The sequence below is a fragment of the Brevibacillus brevis genome (assembly GCF_900637055.1).
In the GTDB taxonomy this organism is placed as follows: domain Bacteria; phylum Bacillota; class Bacilli; order Brevibacillales; family Brevibacillaceae; genus Brevibacillus; species Brevibacillus brevis.
Genome location: NZ_LR134338.1, coordinates 1,310,001 through 1,327,715, shown reverse-complemented (window position 1 = coordinate 1,327,715; position 17,715 = coordinate 1,310,001). Strand labels below are relative to the sequence as shown.

Genomic DNA, 17,715 nt, shown 5'->3' with positions numbered 1-17,715 from the left:
CCGTCCCCCTTATCGTCCACTTGCAGCGCCGACAGCGTAGTCAAACGCCTTTTTAATGCCTGCGTAGTATTCTTCAGACAGCGGCAGACGCGGCGGACGAGTCGGTCCTACTGGGAAATTTGCCAGCTCCATCATGTATTTGATCGACTGTACCAATTGTGGGCTCGCATCATAGTGGAACAGTGGCAACAAACGACGATAAAGCGCTTGTGCTTCGCCGAGCTTGCCTGCCCGTGCCAGACGGAACAGCTCCACTCCTTCTTTTGGCAGCGCATTCGGCACACCCGAAATCCAACCAGTCGCCCCGATCAAGCCGCCCTCCATAACGAGATCGTCTACACCGACCATGACTTCCAAGTCCGTCTGCGCGAGAATGTCCTGCATGCGGCGCACATCACCGGAGAATTCTTTCACAGCGACGATATTCTCGAACTTCGCCAGTCTTGCCAAAATGTCCGGTGTCAGGTCGATTTTGTAGTCGTGTGGATTGTTATAGGCAATAATCGGCAGCCCGACAGTGTTCAGCGCCTCGTAGTGGGCAAACACTTCATTTTCCAATGGCTTGTAGTTAATCGGAGGCAAGGCCATCACGCCTGCTGCTCCCGCATCCTTGGAGAATTGCACCCATTCCACTGCTTGACGAGTAGACGGAGCAGCAGAGCCTACGACCACGGGAACCCGACCTTTTGCCGCAGCGATCACGGTATGAATGACTTTTGCCCGCTCTTCTCCTGTCATTGTCGCGTATTCCCCCAGCGAACCAGACGGAACCAGTCCGTCTACGCCCTCCTGAATCAGCCAGTCACACAATTCCGTCAAACGTTTGTAATCCACCTCATACTCGTTTGTAAACGGCGTGACAATCGCCACGTACACTCCTTCAAATCTTGCCATTTCTCATTCTCCTCTCACATTTGTGTTGTGTTTTAATGATCAGTTGCGGCTGGGATGAGCAAAAAGCCATTCGCCAGCTCGTCTTCCGGATTGTAAAAAATCGTATGCTTGCCCATCAGCCAGGCCGATCCTGCAATTCGGGTGATGACAGCAGGCAGCCCTCCTTCCTCCGTCTCATGGAGCACTCTTCCTGTAAACAGAGAACCGACGATGCTCTCATGCACAAACGGTTCGTCTATCCCGATCTTCCCCTTGGCAAACAAGGTCGCCAGCTTCGCGGAAGTGCCCGTTCCACATGGCGATCGGTCTATTCCGCCCGGTGGTACGACGACAGTATTTTTCACATCCGCTCCCGGATTGTCAGGGGCCGTATAGAACTCCACATGGGTCAGTCCGCGAATAAACGGCTTCTCTGGATGAACGATCTCCATGGCCTGATTAATCGCTTTTCGAATCGTGACGGCCGTATCGACGATGGTGGATGCATTCGCTGGTGTCAGTTCGAGATGGAGCTTGCGTGCATCCGTGATGGCATAAAAGTTTCCACCGTAGGCAATATCGCAGGTTACTGCTCCAATCCCTTCTACTTCTACAGTCACATCTTGCTGATAGAGGAAGGCTGGAATGTTCACAAACGATACTTCCTTGGCTTTTCCTCCCTCTACCTGTATATCTACCTCGACCAGTCCTGCTGGCGTATCGAGCGTAAGCTTTGTCACCGGCTCGGTCACAGGGATCATGCCTGTCTCCACCAGCGCGGTGCATAGACCGATCGTATCGTGACCGCACATCGGCAAGTATCCGCCTGTCTCGATATAAATCACGCCTACATCCGCATCCGGATGGCATGGGTCAACGATCAAGGCCCCGGACATCACATCATGCCCGCGCGGCTCATACATCAAAAACGTGCGAATCCAGTCGTACTCGGCCTTCATCTGGAGCATTTTTTCTCCCATCGTGGTTCCGGTAAGCTTTGGCAGACCACTGATTACCGTACGGGTAGGATTTCCCCCGGTATGCGTGTCAATGGTGGTAAACACCCTCGTTGCTTTCATGGATGCAACACTCCTTTTTTCGTAAACCGTTCCAAGCGCAGCGGCTCTGTCGGAATGATGGTGTCTGGCTGATCGACTAGCATCTCGGACACCAGCTTGCCTGTGACGGCAGCCAGACTGATTCCATCTCCTTCATGACCAGCTGCGATAAAGTAACCGGGAACTTCTTCTACGCGAGAAATAATCGGTAAGTGATCCTCTGTCCACGGGCGCAAACCGCAATACGTGCGGATGATCGCGAAGTCGGCGATCTTCGGATAAAAGCGCAGTGCTCTTCTCGCCATGCACCTGACGACATTCAGATCAATCCGCGTATCGAAGCCTGCAAACTGACGACTAGAGCCAATTAAGAAGTTCTGGCTCTCTGTCGGCTCAAAAACGAGCGCGACTCCGTACTTCTCTGTCTCCTCGTCTACTTGTCGGACTCCACCAAACTTTGAGATGAGATAGCCGAACTCCATCACCTTTCGCACGCCGACTGGCATCTGTCGCGAGGCGACGATCAAATGCCCTTTGCGCGGAACGATCGGAATATCCACCCCAACCATTTTGCCAATGACTGGCGCCCACACCCCTGCGGCATTGACGACCTGCTTGGCTGTCATGCTGCCTGTACCAAGCCCGATGTGGAACGTACCCGTCGCCTGATCACGTCTAATCGACTTGACCTCTGTACGGCGCATGCTCCTCGCTCCATGCTTTTTCGCTCCTTCAAACAGGGCAAAGGTCAGCATGTACGGATTGACGGTAGAATCGGTGGCGCACTCCAAGCCTCCCAGCAAATCGTCGGCAAAGTAAGGCGACTCCTGCCGAATATCCGCTCGGTCCAGCATCCGAAACGGCAGTCCGGCTTCCTTTTGTCGTCGCACCCATTCATTGGCGGCTTCCATCTCGGCCTCTGATTCGCAGACGAGAATGCTCCCCGGTGCCCGATATTCAAACGTATGGTCCAGCTCCCGGCTAAGCTGATCAACGAGCATCTGGCTTTTCAGGGACATCTGACTGTCAAAGCCGGGGTCCTTGTCGATTGCCAAAATATTCCCGTCACAGCGCGAGGACGTCCCGGATGCCAGCTCGCCTTTTTCCAGGACAACGACATCCAATCCAGCCTTCGCAGCGTAATACGCAATCGCCGCGCCGATGATGCCACCACCGATTACCGCAATCTGCGCATGGGTTTGTACTGTCATGCTGATTCTCCTCAAATGCGTATTCTGCTACTCACTTTCTCTTTTTTGCAAAAGCCATGCCAATCGTTCCAAGTGCGATTTCCAAAATATTTCGTCTAAATTCTTTGACAACAAAAAGAGCAAATGTATAATAAATGAGAAATTGTTCAAAATTTTATACACTTGAACGACCTCTTTCAAAAGGGATGATCGAGTTGAATCACAAACTTCCTGCCTTACCCGAGTTGATACAGACAAATATGCAGATTTTCAACGATCACGAGCTTCTCCCTTCTCAGTTGGACGAAACCATTCCTGTATTTGCCCAGCGTCAAACCAGCTGGCATGTCACCGATTCCTCCCATTTAACCGCCAACTTGACGACCGATTGCACACAAGCCCCTTGGGAACCAGCTGCTGTAATGACACTGGATTCAACATTGGCCGACGCCATCCACCTGCTGGCTACACACAACTATCTCCTGATCGAAAAACAGCCCGGAGTCCCTGTCGGCTACCTTCATCGAGGTGCAGTCATACAAGCCATTTTTTCCTCGTATGAGATTTTGGAAGCGTATTTCGAGACGATGATCAAAACCATGGACGCTTCCATATCCGTCATCGATGAAAAAGCGCGTGTGATGGTTTGGACAGAAGGGGCTGAACGAATCTTTTCCTTGAAAGCAAAAGAAACGATGGGTCGCCCGATCACCGAATTTTTCCCGCTCGAAATGCTCGAAACACTCAAATCTCTGCAAAGTGGACAGTCTCTCTACCGCCATCAGCATCAGCCTCGGGAGGATCTCGTCGTGCTCATCAATACCAATCCGATCTATTTGCATGACAAAATCATCGGTGCTGTTGCGGCGGAAACCGATATTACGAGCCAAGTCCGACTGAACCAGGAGCTGTTGAACGCCAATAAAAAAGTGAATCACTTGCAGCAGGAAATGGCGAAGCTCAGTCCGACGCCTGATCCATTTGCACAGATCAAGGGAACGAGTCTCCCCATTCGCCATATCAAGTCCATGATCCAGAAGCTCAGCGCTACACAAGCAACCGTCTTGATCACAGGGGAAAGCGGCGTCGGCAAGGAGCTTTTCGCCAAAGCCGTGCATGATGTGCGGGAAGGCTCCAATGCGCCCTTTATCGCCATCAACTGCGGTGCGATTTCGCCTACTTTGTTTGAAAGCGAGCTGTTCGGGTACGAAAAAGGTGCCTTTTCTGGTGCGGATCAAAAAGGGAAAAAAGGAATGATTGAGCTGGCACGTGGAGGAACGCTGTTTCTCGACGAGGTAGGAGAAATGCCGCTCGATATGCAAGTGAAGCTGCTTCGCGTGCTTCAAGAGAAAAAGTATTATTCCGTCGGAGGGACCAAGCAAATTGAGGCAGACTTCCGCGTGGTTGCCGCTACGAATAAAAATTTGGAGGAGTTGGTGAAGGAAGGGAAATTTCGCCAAGACCTGTTCTATCGGCTCAATGTCGTGACCTTGAAAATTCCTCCGCTTCGAGAACGTATTGAAGATACGATTGAACTCGCCCACTTCTTTCTCTATGAATTCTCTTTACGTTACAACCGTCCCATTCATGCCATCTCGCAAAATGTCATGCAAAACCTGCTCCAATACGACTGGCCAGGCAACATTCGCGAGCTGCGAAATGCCATTGAACGATTGGTGGTATTTGCGACAGACGGTATTATCAAAGAAGAGGATTTGCCGTATTCCTTGCAAGGTCAGACGAAACAGGTACCGATGGAGCTCCCTCCCGATCTCTTTTCGCTGCAAGAAGAAATCGAAGCACATGAGCGCCGTGTCATTTTGCGAGCCATTGAGCTGGAAAACGGCAACAAGCAAGCCGCTGCGAAAAGACTCGGCATATCGCGGGCCACACTCTATAACAAATTGGGAAAGTAAAAACGCTGTCCTTCAACGGTTGTGCACGGGGAAGCCCTGCCACATGTTTTCCAGTCGCCTGTATCCTCTCTTCGTTCGGGCGGTCTCCTTCCAAACATGTGACAGGGCTTTCGAGCTGTTAGGTGTTCATCTGGCTTTCAAACCGTTTTTGGGGTTGATCAAGGTAGATTTCTTGTGCTAGCTGACCATCTTGAGTTATCGAATCATGATCGTGAAGCATTTTGGGTTCGTTTTGAAGACTCAATGCTCGCGAGTTGTTCATCTTCCTTCTTGGATCGACTTGCAATCATGTTTTACAAAAGCCGCGTAAGAAGAAGCGGATTTCCAGTCCAAGCGCCTCTGGAGCCCACCTCAGCGCAGGAAAAAATGGCGGGGAATTTCAGCTTTTTTCACATACAAAAACGCTCTAGCGTTTTCTGGTTTGAAGCGCTCCCGCCATTTTTTCCGAAGCGGACAGTCAATCCCCCCTTGCGGGGCGTAGGCCGAAGCGTAGACTGGAAATACGCTTCTTCCCTCCACTACAGCTTCTTTTTAAACACCGCACACCAACGCAAACAAAAATCTGGAAACCTTCGCCCCGCTTTTGGCGGCAACACCTCAGACAAAATACGGATCAATTCCATGGTTGATTCCTCCTTTGTCGTCGGGCACGTAAGCAGTGCACGCGGCCTACGCGCCCAAATACGCCTTGACGATCGAATCATCTGCCCTGAGAACGTCTGCCTTATTTTCCATGACGATGCGCCCTGTCTCCATTACATAGCCGCGATGAGCAAGCTTCAACGCTGCCTTCGCATTTTGTTCGATCAAAAGGATCGTCGTGCCCTGCCTGTTTATTTCTCTGATTATATTCATGATCTCAACCACAATTATCGGGGCAAGCCCCATCGACGGCTCATCTAGCATCAAGAGCTTTGGACGTGCCATGAGACCGCGGCAGATTGCGAGCATTTGCTGCTCACCTCCGCTCAGCGTTCCTCCCATTTGTTCACTCCGCTCCTTCAATCGAGGGAACAGCGCGAAAGCCTGCTCAATCCCCTCTGCGATGGCCGCCTTTTCTTTTCTCTGTGTAAAACCGCCTAACTCCAAGTTTTCACGCACAGTCAAGCCAGCAAAAATCCGCCTGCCCTCTGGTACATGGATGATGCCTGCTTCGACAATTTGGTGAGGAGCCCAACCTACGAGACTCTGTCCATGAAGCAAGACATCTCCACTGCTTGGTCGAACGATTCCAGAAATCGTTTGGAGTGTCGTGCTCTTGCCTGCCCCATTGCTGCCTAGCAGTGCGACAATCTCGCCTTCATACACGTGCAGGTCAATGCCTTTAAGCGCTTCAATTTTTCCGTAAAACGAACGAATGCCGCTGATCCTCAAAAGTGGTGTCATATCGCCTCCTCCTCCTTTCCCAGGTAGGCTTCTACAACAAGCGGATTGCTGAGTACATCCTCGGGAGTTCCCTCAGCGATCTTCTGTCCGTAGTCGAGGACGATTACTTTTTCCGATATTTTTTTGATCAAACCCATATCGTGCTCGATGATCAGCACGGTTAACTCGTAATGGGTGCGGATTCGCTTGATCAAAGCAATCATAATTCAGCCCCGCAGCAGGCTCATCAAGAAGCAACACTCGCGGCTTGGTAGCTAAAGCCCGCGCGATCTCCAAATAGCGCTGAGCACCATACGGCAAGTTTTTGGCAATGCGCCAGCAGCTGTCTTCCATCCCCACGAAGCGAAGACAGTCCCTTGCCGTATCCTCGATCAACTCTTCCTCTCGTCGCTGTGCCCTTGTCTGCCATAATGCTCCCCAGACGGTTTGGCTCGTGCGGCTGTGCATGCCCGATTTGACATTATCCAAGACCGTCAAATTCGGAAACAGCCGCAAGTTTTGAAACGTTCGCGCCATGCCGAGCCGTGTGATTTGGCTTGGCTTTTTTCCCACGAGCTGGTTGCCGGCAAGGATGATCTGCCCCGCAGTCGGACGGTAAAATCCGGTGATCATATTGAAAACGGATGTTTTCCCCGCTCCATTCGGGCCAATGATACTGCTGATCGAGCCTGGGCTGATATCAAAAGACAAATCGCTTACGGCAGTCAGACCGCCGAATTTAAGCGTTACATTTTTCACTGTCAAGCTTGACGTCATTACCGCTGCCCCCTTCCGTAGCCTCCTCGGGTTCGCCACGTCTATCGTCTCGTTTCATCTCATAGAGGGCAGGCCACAGTCCTTGGGGGCGAAACAGCATCATCGCGACCAGCGCGGCACCGAAGATCAAATACCGCCAATCTTCCACTGAGCGCAGCAGCTCCGGCAAGGCAATGACCAGCACGGCGCCCAAGACGACGCCGGGAATGCTGCCCAAGCCCCCGAGTACCACTGCCAGAAGAATCATGATGGACTGGGTAAAGCTAAAGCTGAGCGGCGCAATTGCACTCATTTTGACAGCAAAAACAGATCCAGCCAGACTCCCGATGACAGCTCCGATCGAATACGCCAACAGCTTCATATTGATCCGGTTAATGCCCATCGCCTCGGCAGCATCCTCGTCCTCGCGGATATACATCCACGCCCTGCCGATGCGTGATGTGCCCAACCGTTTGACAGCCACGACCGCCAAAACAGCAATGATCAAGATCAAATAGTAAAAGTCGATCTGTCCGCCAAGAACATAGCCCCCAATAGAAGGACGCGGGATTCCGTAAATGCCAGATGCTGATCCGGTAATCGTTAGATTAATCGCTAAAATACGAATGATTTCCCCAAAGCCGAGGGTGACGATGGCCAGGTAGTCACTGCGCAGCCGAAGTGTCGGTGCTCCGATAATCACACCCACCATAGCCGCAAATAACATGGACACAGGCAAGGTCAGCCAAAACGACCATTGATAGACCGTCATCAGAATGCCTGTCGTATAAGCGCCTACGGCAAAAAAGGCGGCGTAGCCCAGGTCAAGTAATCCGGCAAAGCCGACTACCACATTCAGCCCCTGGGCCAAGACAACGTAGAACAAGGCAAGTGTCGCAACATCCAGCCAGTAGTTATTGGACAGAAACGGCAGTACACACGCGACTGCGAGCAACAGGACAACAGCGATTTTTTTTCGAGATGGATTCATCCGCTACATCCTCTCTGTCACTTTCTCACCCATGATGCCCGTTGGCTTCAATACGAGAATCAAGATCAACAGGGAAAACGCCACAACGTCCTTCCATGAACCGCCGAACATAAATGTTCCGGCTGTCTCCATCATCCCGAGCAACAGCCCGCCCAGCATCGCTCCCGGTATGCTGCCAATTCCCCCCAAAACCGCCGCCGTAAACGCCTTGAGCCCAATGATAAAGCCCATCATGAAATTGACGGTTCCGTAGTAAGCACCTGCCATCGTGCCTGCCCCTGCTGCCAGCGAAGCACCAATTAAAAAGGTCAAGCCAATGACTTTATGCACATGAATGCCCATTAAATGACAAGCCGTCTGATCGAGCGCAATCGCCCGCATCGCCTTGCCGTACAGCGAACGATTGATGAATAGATGCAAGCCCAGCATTAAAAGCGCAGAGATGATGACAAGCCCGATTTGGACATACGTAATTTTGGCCCCTAAGAGGCTAATGCCGTCGTGAGAAAGCTGCAAGGGATACACTTGATACTGCGCCCCCCAAACAATCATCGAGCCGTTCTCCAAAAAGAGAGAGACACCGATAGCCGTAATCAGGATAGAGAGTCGTGGAGCCAACAGGAGCGGCCGATAAGCCACCCTCTCAATCCCCATCCCGATGACGCCGACAATCACCATCGTCAGCAATAAGACAATCAATATTCCCATCAAGCCTGCTCCGGAAGAGTCTCCGCCAAGCACGCTGAGCAAGGTATAGCCGACAAATGCACCAAGCATGTACAAATCGCCATGCGCGAAGTTGAGCAGCTTGATAATGCCAAAAACCATCGTGTAGCCCAAAGCGATCAAGCTGTAAAAAGCACCGATGACCAGTCCGTCCGCCAGTGTTTGGACGAGAATATCCATTCCTCCACCATCCTTACTTTGACGTATGCCCTACTTCGCTAACGTGAACTTGCCACTCGTCACTTTCAAAACGGCGAAGTTGGAGGTATCCAGCGTATTTTGGGCGTTGAACGAGATCGTTTGACCAAGTGCCTTGAAAGCTTTCGTTTCTTTGATTGCTTTTTTGATGGCGTCACGATCAGTCGAGTTCGCTCGCCCGATCGCATCTGCCAGCAGATTGACCGCATTGTAGCTCAACGCTGAGAAAGGCCCCGGTGCCAAGTTGTTGTACGTCTGCTTGTACGCAGAAGTGAACGCTTCTGCCCCCTCGATGAATTCGGCTGTAGGTGTCGCGGTAATCAAAAGCCCTTCCGCATTGTCTGCGCCTGCAATCTTGATAACGTCCTCACTGAATGAGCCATCGCCTGCGAGGAACAGACCGGATACGCCTTTTTGCTTGAATTGCTTGACCATGAGTCCTCCAGCCGCATAATAGCCAGTAAAATACGTCGCGTCCGGCTCGAGGCCTTTTATTTTTGTTACCAACGCACTGAAATCTTTTTCTTCGGGGTTGATCGCTTCATACGCGATGACCGTGCCTCCGGATTTTTCAACGGACGCTTTGGCAAAATCGGCCAAGTCTTTGGCATAGGCAGAATTGTCATGGATGAGCACGACTTTTTTCGCCTGGTTGGCTGCCATGTAATCTGCTGCAGTTTGTGCTTGATCTGGGGTTAGGCCATTGATCAAAAAGAGGGTGTCATAACCTTGAGCGGGTAATTTGGCTGAGTTGGCTGCGGGAACGATCATGGGAATGTTGGCATTTTTGAATACACCTGATGAGGGGAGTGTCGCACCTGAGCAGTAGCCACCGACGACAGCCACTACGTTTTGGGAGACCAGCTTATTGGCTGCTGTCGTCGCCATTTGTGGATCGCAGCCATCATCAGCTACCTCGATCTTCAATTTTTTCCCAATAACTCCACCGCTGTCGTTTATTTTTTTGACAGCCATTTCGATGGCGTTTTGCATGTCTTTTCCATCCGTTGCATTGTTACCAGTTACTGGCAAAATCACACCCACGAGTATCTCGCTAGCGTCTGTACCTCCAGTAGAAACTCCTTGACTAGCACATCCCGCTACTGCCAGTGAAAAAGTCAACATCGCCGCGCCTATCACGCTTCCCCATTTTTTCATAGCCCATCCCCCATTCGAATATTATTCGATTGATGCCCATTTCCAGTCGATTGCGCCTAGACCATCCTGGAAGATTCCTGTTACCTTGTCATTCTTCACCCATGTATGCGTATAGAAGTAGATCGGCATAATCGGCATTTCGTCCATCATGATTTGCTCGGCTTCACGCAGAATCGCCTTGCGTTTTTCCGGATCACTCTCGGTGGCGGACTGATTCAGCAGCTCTTTGAATCTCGGATTCTCCCAACGCGTATCGTTATTGCCCCCATCCTTATCCTTAAACAGCTCCAGGAAGTTGATCGGATCGTTGAAGTCACCCGACCAGCCGAGACGCCCGACCTGGTAGTTGCCCTCGTGCATGGTCTCGAGGTACACCTTCCATTCCTGATTTTCCAGCTTCACTTCTGCACCAAGGTTTTGACGCCATTGGTCTTGAATCGCTTCTGCGATCTTTTTATGCCCTTCCGACGTGTTGTAGCTGAGCTTGATCGGCGGCAGTTTAGAGATACCCAGCTCTTTCATTCCTTCTTCTAACAGCTTTTTTGCCGTTTCTTGATCATTGTCTTTGAAATAACCGCCCGTATTGAGTCCCATTGTTGGAGGAACTGCTGCCATCGCTGGCTGCTGATTCGCTTGGAGTACGTTGTCGATCAAGATTTGACGGTTAATGGCGTAGGCAAAAGCTTTACGGATCTTCACGTTATTGAACGGAGGTTTCTCTGTATTGAACTTGTACCAGTAGGTAGCACCGACAGGCTTCACTTGCAGCTTTCCGCTGTCTTTAAGCGCTGGCATCGCATCTGTTGGCAGCGAGCTTAACGGACTGCCTGCCCAGTCAATCTCGCCATTTTCGAACATGGACAGCTCTGTATTTTCATCCTCCACCATCGAGAACTCGATCTTGTCCAGCTTGACACTATCTTTGTCCCAGTAGTTGTCGTTTTTTACGAGTACCATTTTGCTTTTGTGTTCCCAAGACTCCATTTTGAATGGGCCATTTCCTACGTGGGTTTTGGCATCTCCAGCCCATTTTTCATCTGCTTCGACTACCTTTTTATTTACCGGGAAATAAGTTTGGAAGGCGGTCAGCTCCAGAAAAAACGGGGTTGGATTCGTCAACTCTACTTGGAGAGTCTTGTCATCCAATGCTTTTACGCCGACATCATCCAAGCTGCCATTCCCTTTGTTCGCCTTCTCCGCATTCTTGATGTAATAGAGCTGGTAGGCGTAATTGGACGCTGTCTTCGGATCGAGAGCTCGCTTCCATGCGTATTCGAAATCATGCGCTGTTACTGGTTCTCCGTTGCTCCACTTGGAGTCTCTCAGCTTGAAGGTGTATGTTTTCATATCACTCGATACTTCAATCTTCTCGGCTACTGCTTCCTCTGGCTTGCCCGAAGGCCCGATGCGTGTCAGTCCATCAAATACTGCTTTGACGATGGCAGCAGAGGTCGTATCTTCCGCAATTCCAGGATCACCTGTGGGTGGTTCAGAGTGAAGATTCCAGCGGAGGACTTGTGCTTTTGCTGGTTCTTTAGCCGTGGTGGCAGGTGCTGGCTGCGTGCTTGGCTGTCCACTCTGTGATGCTTGCTCGGCTGGGTTCGCTGCTGGCTGTCCTCCCCCACATCCTGCTAAAGCTAATCCCATTACTGCTAGGCTACTCATTACCGCGAACATACTTTTTTTCATTCGATCAACCCCCCATTACTCAGTCGTTATGTGTTGGTTTTCAGAATTATCAGAATGCAAGAGGTGTGCCAAAAATGAAGAGGGCAGTGGCTTCGTTCTAGGGGTGATTGTTGTAAATTTTTTTGTACACTGTATTACTTGCTGTGTTTCAAATCTTAGACACCACTGTTAGACAAAAAAAGCCTCAGCCCACTTACTCGGCCAAAGCTCCTGTCTCTCGATTTACAAAATGATCAATTCGCGCGGTGAATGTGTAAGCACCTCATTGCCACTATCTGTGACAACCAGATCGTCTTCGATTCGGACTCCACCAAGCTCTGGGATATAAATCCCCGGCTCCACGGTCAAAATCATGCCTTCTTGGAGAACGGCCGTGCAACGTGTAGACATAAATGGCTCCTCATGAATGTCCAGGCCCACTCCATGCCCCATCCCATGTCCAAATCGCTCGCCATACCCGTGCTCCGTGATGTAGTCTCGTGCGAAGGAGTCTGCCTCTTTCCCGGTAATGCCAGGGCGAATGCCTGCGACAGCACGATTGCGTGCTTCCAGAACGATCTCGTAGATGGTTTTGAGCTGTTCATCAGGAGTGCCAACAGCAACCGTACGGGTAATATCAGAGCGATACCCTTGGTACAATGCGCCGAAATCCATCGTGACCATATCTCCTGCTTCAATCATCTTTTCACTCGCTACGCCATGAGGAAGTGCGGAACGATAGCCAGAAGCAATAATGATGTCAAAAGCAGAGCCCGAAGCTCCTTCTTTTCGCATGAACATTTCCAATTCATTAGACACCGCAAGCTCTGTGATACCAGGACGCAGGAAGGAAGCAATATGGGAGAATGCCGCATCAGCAATTTGTGCAGCCGTTCGGATGATCGCCAATTCTTCCTTTGTCTTAATCATTCGCAATCCCTCAATGACACCTGACGTCGGAATGAAGGCTGTTTTAACCGACTCGCTGTATTTACGATGCAAAGCAAACGTGACATTCTCTTCTTCAAAGCCGAGATGCTTGATCCCCATCGCTTCCGCCTGGCACGCTACCTCACTGTATATGGATTCTTTTGTAGGCAAATAAACGATCTCAAAGCCTGTTGCTTGTGCTTGCGCTTGGGCTGTGTAACGGAAATCTGTAAAGAGCTTGGCCTGGTCCCTTGAAATGAGGACAACCCCGTATGTACCTGTAAAGCCTGTGAGGTATCGTCGGTTTTGTCCATTGGTGATCAAAATTCCGTCAATCCCAAGTGAATCGAATTGCTCACGCAGTCTTTTTACTTTTTCCATCTCTGTCATCCCTCTTTTGCTTGTCGTGATTGGGCTCATTCTTTGAGAATATTCAGCAAGTATTGTGCCAGCCAAGTCGATTTCACTCGCTTCTCCATGGCACGACACTTGCATTTTTCATCAAGCAAGAATGAAAGGAGGCTTCATCATGGAATCGCATCCATTGATTATCTGCCGTTGTGAAGAAGTAACTCTCGCTGAATTGGTAGAGACCGCCCAAACCTATCCATGTACTGCACGCGAGCTGAAACTGCGGACCAGAGCCGGCATGGGCTGCTGCGGTGGGAGAACCTGCCGCACATTGATCGATCAGGTCATTCAGCAAGTAACTGGCCAAGCGCCTTCTCATACTGTACCTCTTGGATACCAACCGCCTATCCGTCCTGTCTCATTTCAAACGCTTGGGGGGCAACGGGCATGAGTCAACGAATTGATCACCATCCGGTCCTTGGTTCACTCGGTGACAGAAAGCAGCTTCCTTTTTATTATAACGGCTCTGTCTATACGGCTTACGAAGGCGAGACGATTGCAGGAGCTCTATTGGCCGCAGGGGTCCGTACACTTCGGGTGCATGAGGAAAAAGGAACACCCCGAGGAATTTACTGCAATATCGGTCACTGCTATGAATGTCGTGTCCATGTAGACGGTGTTCCTACCGTGCGTGCTTGTATGACGCTTGTGCAGGAAGGCATGCAAGTGAATGCGGGTTCTCTCCTTCCTACTCCCTTGAAAAAAGGAGGGCATGGTGCATGATCGACCTTATCATTATCGGGGCTGGACCCGCGGGCTTATCCGCCGCAATTGCAAGTGCCAGGCAGGGATTGGCTGTTCTTGTAGTCGATGAGTTTTATCGTCCTGGGGGCCGCTTGCTCGGACAGCTTCACGAAGAGCCGGACGGTGTGTGGTGGAATGGACTGGATGAAGCTGCTCGTCTCACCCAAGAAGCGATTGGGCTTGGCGTAGAGATCCGTTGCGGCGTTTCCGTGTTCCATTTGACCCAATCTCAAAATGGCTGGGTTGTTTCTACCACAGAAGGGGAAATAATAGCCCCATTGCTCCTGATGGCTACGGGGGCTTCTGAAGCAGCCGTGCCCGTGTCAGGGTGGACGTTACCTGGCGTGATGTCCATCGGAGCTGCTCAAGTCATGACGAATGTGCAGCGCGTGCGAGTAGGACAACGCGGGGTCGTCATTGGAATCAATATCCTATCGGTGGCGATATCCCGAGAATTGCAGTTGGCTGGAATTACGGTGGATCGAATGATTCTCCCACCTAGTACGACTGTCAGTGGCACTGCGGGGCAACCACAAGCAGTGATGCAATCCTTATTGCGCGTCGCCCATCTTGCCCCTTCTCTGATAATTCGGCTGGGGAGCAAACTGATGAGAAGTTCATGGATGCAAAAGCTGGCAGTATCCCTCTACCCCTCAAACGGGTTTTCTATGTGGGACATCCCGATACAACTGCGAACAGCAGCACTGGAAATCGTCGGAACCGAACAAGTCGAGGGTGTCCGTATCGCCCAAGTTGCCGTTGATGGTTCACCCATAGCTGGAACCGAACAAGTCATTCCAGCTGATTTCGTTTGTATCGCAGGCGGATTAAGTCCTCTCGCGGAATTGGCAGCGATTGCTGGGTGTCCTTTTGCTTATGTTCCCTCCTTGGGCGGGCATGTCCCCTTACACAATGAAAGCATGCGAACGCCAGTCCCTGGACTCTATGTTGCTGGCAATATCACGGGAATTGAAAGTGCCAAAGTGGCAATGGCTCAAGGCACGGTCGCTGGACTTTCTATTGCAAAAGCTAGGGGGAAGCTGACGAATGAACAGCCGTTATCGGATGCCATTCAACAGGTGAAAATCGTCCGTCAAAACGCAACGATTCAGTTCCATCCAGACATTGTGGCTGGGCGTGCACTGGTGGGACAAATGACAGCAGAATGGATCGCGCACTAATTCATTCCTTCAATAGAAAAAGGCAGCCTGTCATTCTTTCACGATAGGCTGCCTCTGTTTTTTCTTTCTGTTTTGTGCTTTGGTAGTTGATGAAGACGGCACCTCTGAGTCCGTAGTAAGCGGATCGTGTATTTCCTCTGCCTGTTCTCGATAGTAAGCAATGAGCTCAGGGTATTCCGCGATTTCTCTCTCTCCTGTCGGAGTGATCGCATAGAGCCCTCGTTGCACACGGGTAAACCATCCATAATGATTTTGGATAAGAATCGACGAGGTTTTCTCCCCCGTCCCTTTACTCTTGAGTAATTTGGGCGATAACGGCCCATACTGCTGAAGCAATGTCGCAATTTGAATGCAGCTCTGCTTGTAGGCTGTCATGAGCTTGGTTTGATAGCTGCCGCCAACATTGTAATCGCCGTATCTTCCCCGCATCTCTTCAATGATGCGGTTTCGCTTTTTTTGATTGAATTGCTTGCTTTTTACCCGATCAAACGGTCCTGGTGAAATATTCACTTCCATGACTGCGGCCCCTCTTTTTGGAAAGGACACGAGAATAAGACCGAGCTCGAGACGTCTAACCAAGTAGCATATATCTTGCCATTTTTTCGAAAACAATTTGTATTTGGGCTTCGGGATTGCCATATAAACAAAATCGGTATAGCGTTGTCGCTTGGTTGCCTGTATGAGCAATTCCACACTTAGGTTGCGCTTAAACTCAACAATAATCAGTTCCTCACCTTTGATGGCAGTCAAATCGCAATGCTTAACCTCGCCAAAAACGTCATATCCTTGCGCGACAAAATAATTTCGAATCGGTTCGTACATGTCAGCTTCATATTTTTTCTCCGCTTTTGGTTCCATGTGCTCCCCTTCTCTTATAGGAAAAAGAGCCAATCCAGTGGATTGACTCCTCTCTTCGTTATTCCTTCAAAACTGAATACGCATGATTGCTAAGAGTGTGTGGATAAGTCCTCGACCGATTAGTATTCGTCAGCTCCACGCGTTACCGCGCTTCCACACCGAACCTATCAACCTCATCGTCTATGAGGGGTCTTACCAGCTTGCGCTGTGGGAAGTCTCATCTTGGAGGGGGCTTCACGCTTAGATGCTTTCAGCGCTTATCCCGTCCGCACATAGCTACCCAGCTGTGCCACTGGCGTGACAACTGGTGCACCAGCGGTGCGTCCATCCCGGTCCTCTCGTACTAAGGACAGCTCTCCTCAAACTTCCTACGCCCGCGACAGATAGGGACCGAACTGTCTCACGACGTTCTGAACCCAGCTCGCGTACCGCTTTAATGGGCGAACAGCCCAACCCTTGGGACCTACTTCAGCCCCAGGATGCGATGAGCCGACATCGAGGTGCCAAACCTCCCCGTCGATGTGGACTCTTGGGGGAGATAAGCCTGTTATCCCCAGGGTAGCTTTTATCCGTTGAGCGATGGCCCTTCCATGCGGAACCACCGGATCACTAAGCCCGACTTTCGTCCCTGCTCGACTTGTAGGTCTCGCAGTCAAGCTCCCTTCTGCCTTTACACTCTACGAATGATTTCCGACCATTCTGAGGGAACCTTTGGGCGCCTCCGTTACCTTTTAGGAGGCGACCGCCCCAGTCAAACTGCCCACCTGGCATGGTCCTCTCGCCCGATAAGGGCGACGAGTTAGAAACTCCGTACATCAAGGGTGGTATCCCACCGACAGCTCCACAGAGGCTGGCGCCCCTGCTTCTCAGCTTCCCACCTATCCTGTACATGATGCACAAAGTTCCAATACCAGGCTACAGTAAAGCTCCATGGGGTCTTTCCGTCTTGTCGCGGGTAACCTGCATCTTCACAGGTATTATGATTTCACCGGGTCTCTTGCCGAGACAGCGCCCAAGTCGTTACGCCTTTCGTGCGGGTCGGAACTTACCCGACAAGGAATTTCGCTACCTTAGGACCGTTATAGTTACGGCCGCCGTTTACTGGGGCTTCGGTTCAAAGCTTCGCTTGCGCTAACTCATCCCCTTAACCTTCCAGCACCGGGCAGGCGTCAGCCCCTATACTTCGCCTTGCGGCTTCGCAGAGACCTGTGTTTTTGCTAAACAGTCGCTTGGGCCTTTTCACTGCGGCCCCCTCGGGCTATTAACCCTACCGAGGCGCCCCTTCTCCCGAAGTTACGGGGCCATTTTGCCGAGTTCCTTAGCAAGAGTTATCCCGCGCACCTTAGGATTCTCTCCTCGCCTACCTGTGTCGGTTTGCGGTACGGGCACCTTGTTCCTCGCTAGACGCTTTTCTTGGCAGTGTGAAATCAGGGACTTCGGTACTTACATTTCCCTCGCCATCACAGCTCATGCTTGACGGTGTGCGGATTTGCCTACACACCACACTCACTGCTTGGACGGCCATCCAGTAGGCCGCTCACCCTATCCTCCTGCGTCACGCCATTGCTCAAGCGGAACAGAGGTGGTACAGGAATATCAACCTGTTGTCCATCGCCTACGCCTTTCGGCCTCAGCTTAGGTCCCGACTAACCCTGGGAGGACGAGCCTTCCCCAGGAAACCTTAGGCTTTCG

14 protein-coding genes, 1 rRNA gene and 1 pseudogene (1 of these 16 cut by a window edge) are annotated in these 17,715 nt (G+C 51.1%); 4 read left to right on the top strand and 12 right to left on the bottom strand.

Annotation, left to right across the window (positions count from 1 at the left end):
- Positions 1-9: 9 nt before the first annotated feature.
- Genes EL268_RS07070 through EL268_RS07060 form a run of 3 tightly spaced genes read right to left on the bottom strand, consistent with a single transcriptional unit; the run spans position 10 to position 3,142 of the window.
- A complete protein-coding gene (locus tag EL268_RS07070) occupies positions 10-894 on the bottom strand; it encodes a dihydrodipicolinate synthase family protein (protein WP_106655504.1) in 885 nt (294 codons plus the stop codon).
- 32 nt (positions 895-926) lie between these two features.
- The gene (locus tag EL268_RS07065; RefSeq protein ID WP_126435401.1) at positions 927-1,952 is read right to left on the bottom strand and encodes a 4-hydroxyproline epimerase; all 1,026 of its coding nucleotides are present in this window, start codon (positions 1,950-1,952) and stop codon (positions 927-929) included.
- Positions 1,949-3,142 (bottom strand): NAD(P)/FAD-dependent oxidoreductase, encoded by a 1,194-nt coding sequence (locus EL268_RS07060; protein WP_106655503.1) that lies wholly within the window; start codon positions 3,140-3,142, stop codon positions 1,949-1,951. Before EL268_RS07060 ends, EL268_RS07065 begins: the two co-directional genes overlap by 4 nt.
- A gap of 134 nt (positions 3,143-3,276) precedes the next feature.
- Between EL268_RS07060 and EL268_RS07055 the strand changes: the two genes are divergently transcribed.
- Positions 3,277-5,037: a sigma-54 interaction domain-containing protein gene (locus tag EL268_RS07055; protein WP_106655502.1), complete on the top strand. Its 1,761-nt coding sequence runs from the start codon at positions 3,277-3,279 to the stop codon at positions 5,035-5,037.
- Between the two features lie 669 nt (positions 5,038-5,706).
- On the opposite strand, the gene EL268_RS07045 is transcribed toward EL268_RS07055, so the two are convergent.
- From EL268_RS07045 to EL268_RS07015, 7 genes and pseudogenes are all read right to left on the bottom strand, one after another.
- Positions 5,707-6,423 carry an ABC transporter ATP-binding protein gene (locus EL268_RS07045; RefSeq protein ID WP_106655501.1) on the bottom strand — a complete coding sequence of 239 codons (717 nt, stop codon included), beginning with the start codon at positions 6,421-6,423 and terminating at the stop codon, positions 5,707-5,709.
- A pseudogene (locus EL268_RS07040) lies at positions 6,420-7,179 on the bottom strand (ABC transporter ATP-binding protein). The gene EL268_RS07045 and the pseudogene EL268_RS07040 overlap by 4 nt, the downstream one beginning before the upstream one ends.
- Positions 7,142-8,149, bottom strand: coding sequence for a branched-chain amino acid ABC transporter permease (locus EL268_RS07035; RefSeq protein WP_106655500.1), 1,008 nt, complete (start codon positions 8,147-8,149; stop codon positions 7,142-7,144). The pseudogene EL268_RS07040 and the gene EL268_RS07035 overlap by 38 nt, the downstream one beginning before the upstream one ends.
- Positions 8,150-8,152: 3 nt before the next feature.
- Positions 8,153-9,055: a branched-chain amino acid ABC transporter permease gene (locus EL268_RS07030; protein WP_106655499.1), complete on the bottom strand. Its 903-nt coding sequence runs from the start codon at positions 9,053-9,055 to the stop codon at positions 8,153-8,155.
- Between the two features lie 30 nt (positions 9,056-9,085).
- The gene (locus EL268_RS07025) at positions 9,086-10,231 is read right to left on the bottom strand and encodes a branched-chain amino acid ABC transporter substrate-binding protein (protein WP_106655498.1); all 1,146 of its coding nucleotides are present in this window, start codon (positions 10,229-10,231) and stop codon (positions 9,086-9,088) included.
- Between the two features lie 21 nt (positions 10,232-10,252).
- Positions 10,253-11,920, bottom strand: a complete 1,668-nt coding sequence (locus EL268_RS07020; RefSeq protein WP_106655497.1) for a peptide ABC transporter substrate-binding protein — start codon at positions 11,918-11,920, stop codon at positions 10,253-10,255.
- A gap of 222 nt (positions 11,921-12,142) precedes the next feature.
- On the bottom strand, positions 12,143-13,210 hold the full coding sequence (locus EL268_RS07015) for a M24 family metallopeptidase (RefSeq protein WP_106655496.1): 1,068 nt from the start codon (positions 13,208-13,210) through the stop codon (positions 12,143-12,145).
- 148 nt (positions 13,211-13,358) lie between these two features.
- Between EL268_RS07015 and EL268_RS07010 the strand changes: the two genes are divergently transcribed.
- Genes EL268_RS07010 through EL268_RS07000 form a run of 3 tightly spaced genes read left to right on the top strand, consistent with a single transcriptional unit; the run spans position 13,359 to position 15,165 of the window.
- Positions 13,359-13,631, top strand: a complete 273-nt coding sequence (locus EL268_RS07010) for a (2Fe-2S)-binding protein (RefSeq protein WP_106655495.1) — start codon at positions 13,359-13,361, stop codon at positions 13,629-13,631.
- A complete protein-coding gene (locus EL268_RS07005) occupies positions 13,628-13,963 on the top strand; it encodes a (2Fe-2S)-binding protein (RefSeq protein ID WP_106655494.1) in 336 nt (111 codons plus the stop codon). Before EL268_RS07010 ends, EL268_RS07005 begins: the two co-directional genes overlap by 4 nt.
- Positions 13,960-15,165: an NAD(P)/FAD-dependent oxidoreductase gene (locus tag EL268_RS07000; RefSeq protein WP_106655493.1), complete on the top strand. Its 1,206-nt coding sequence runs from the start codon at positions 13,960-13,962 to the stop codon at positions 15,163-15,165. Before EL268_RS07005 ends, EL268_RS07000 begins: the two co-directional genes overlap by 4 nt.
- 30 nt (positions 15,166-15,195) lie before the next feature.
- Here the strand turns inward: EL268_RS07000 and EL268_RS06995 are convergent, their stop codons facing one another.
- The gene (locus tag EL268_RS06995) at positions 15,196-16,023 is read right to left on the bottom strand and encodes a DUF2161 domain-containing phosphodiesterase (RefSeq protein WP_106655492.1); all 828 of its coding nucleotides are present in this window, start codon (positions 16,021-16,023) and stop codon (positions 15,196-15,198) included.
- Positions 16,024-16,122: 99 nt separating this feature from the next.
- Positions 16,123-17,715, bottom strand: a 23S ribosomal RNA gene (locus tag EL268_RS06990) (it continues 1,349 nt past the right edge of the window).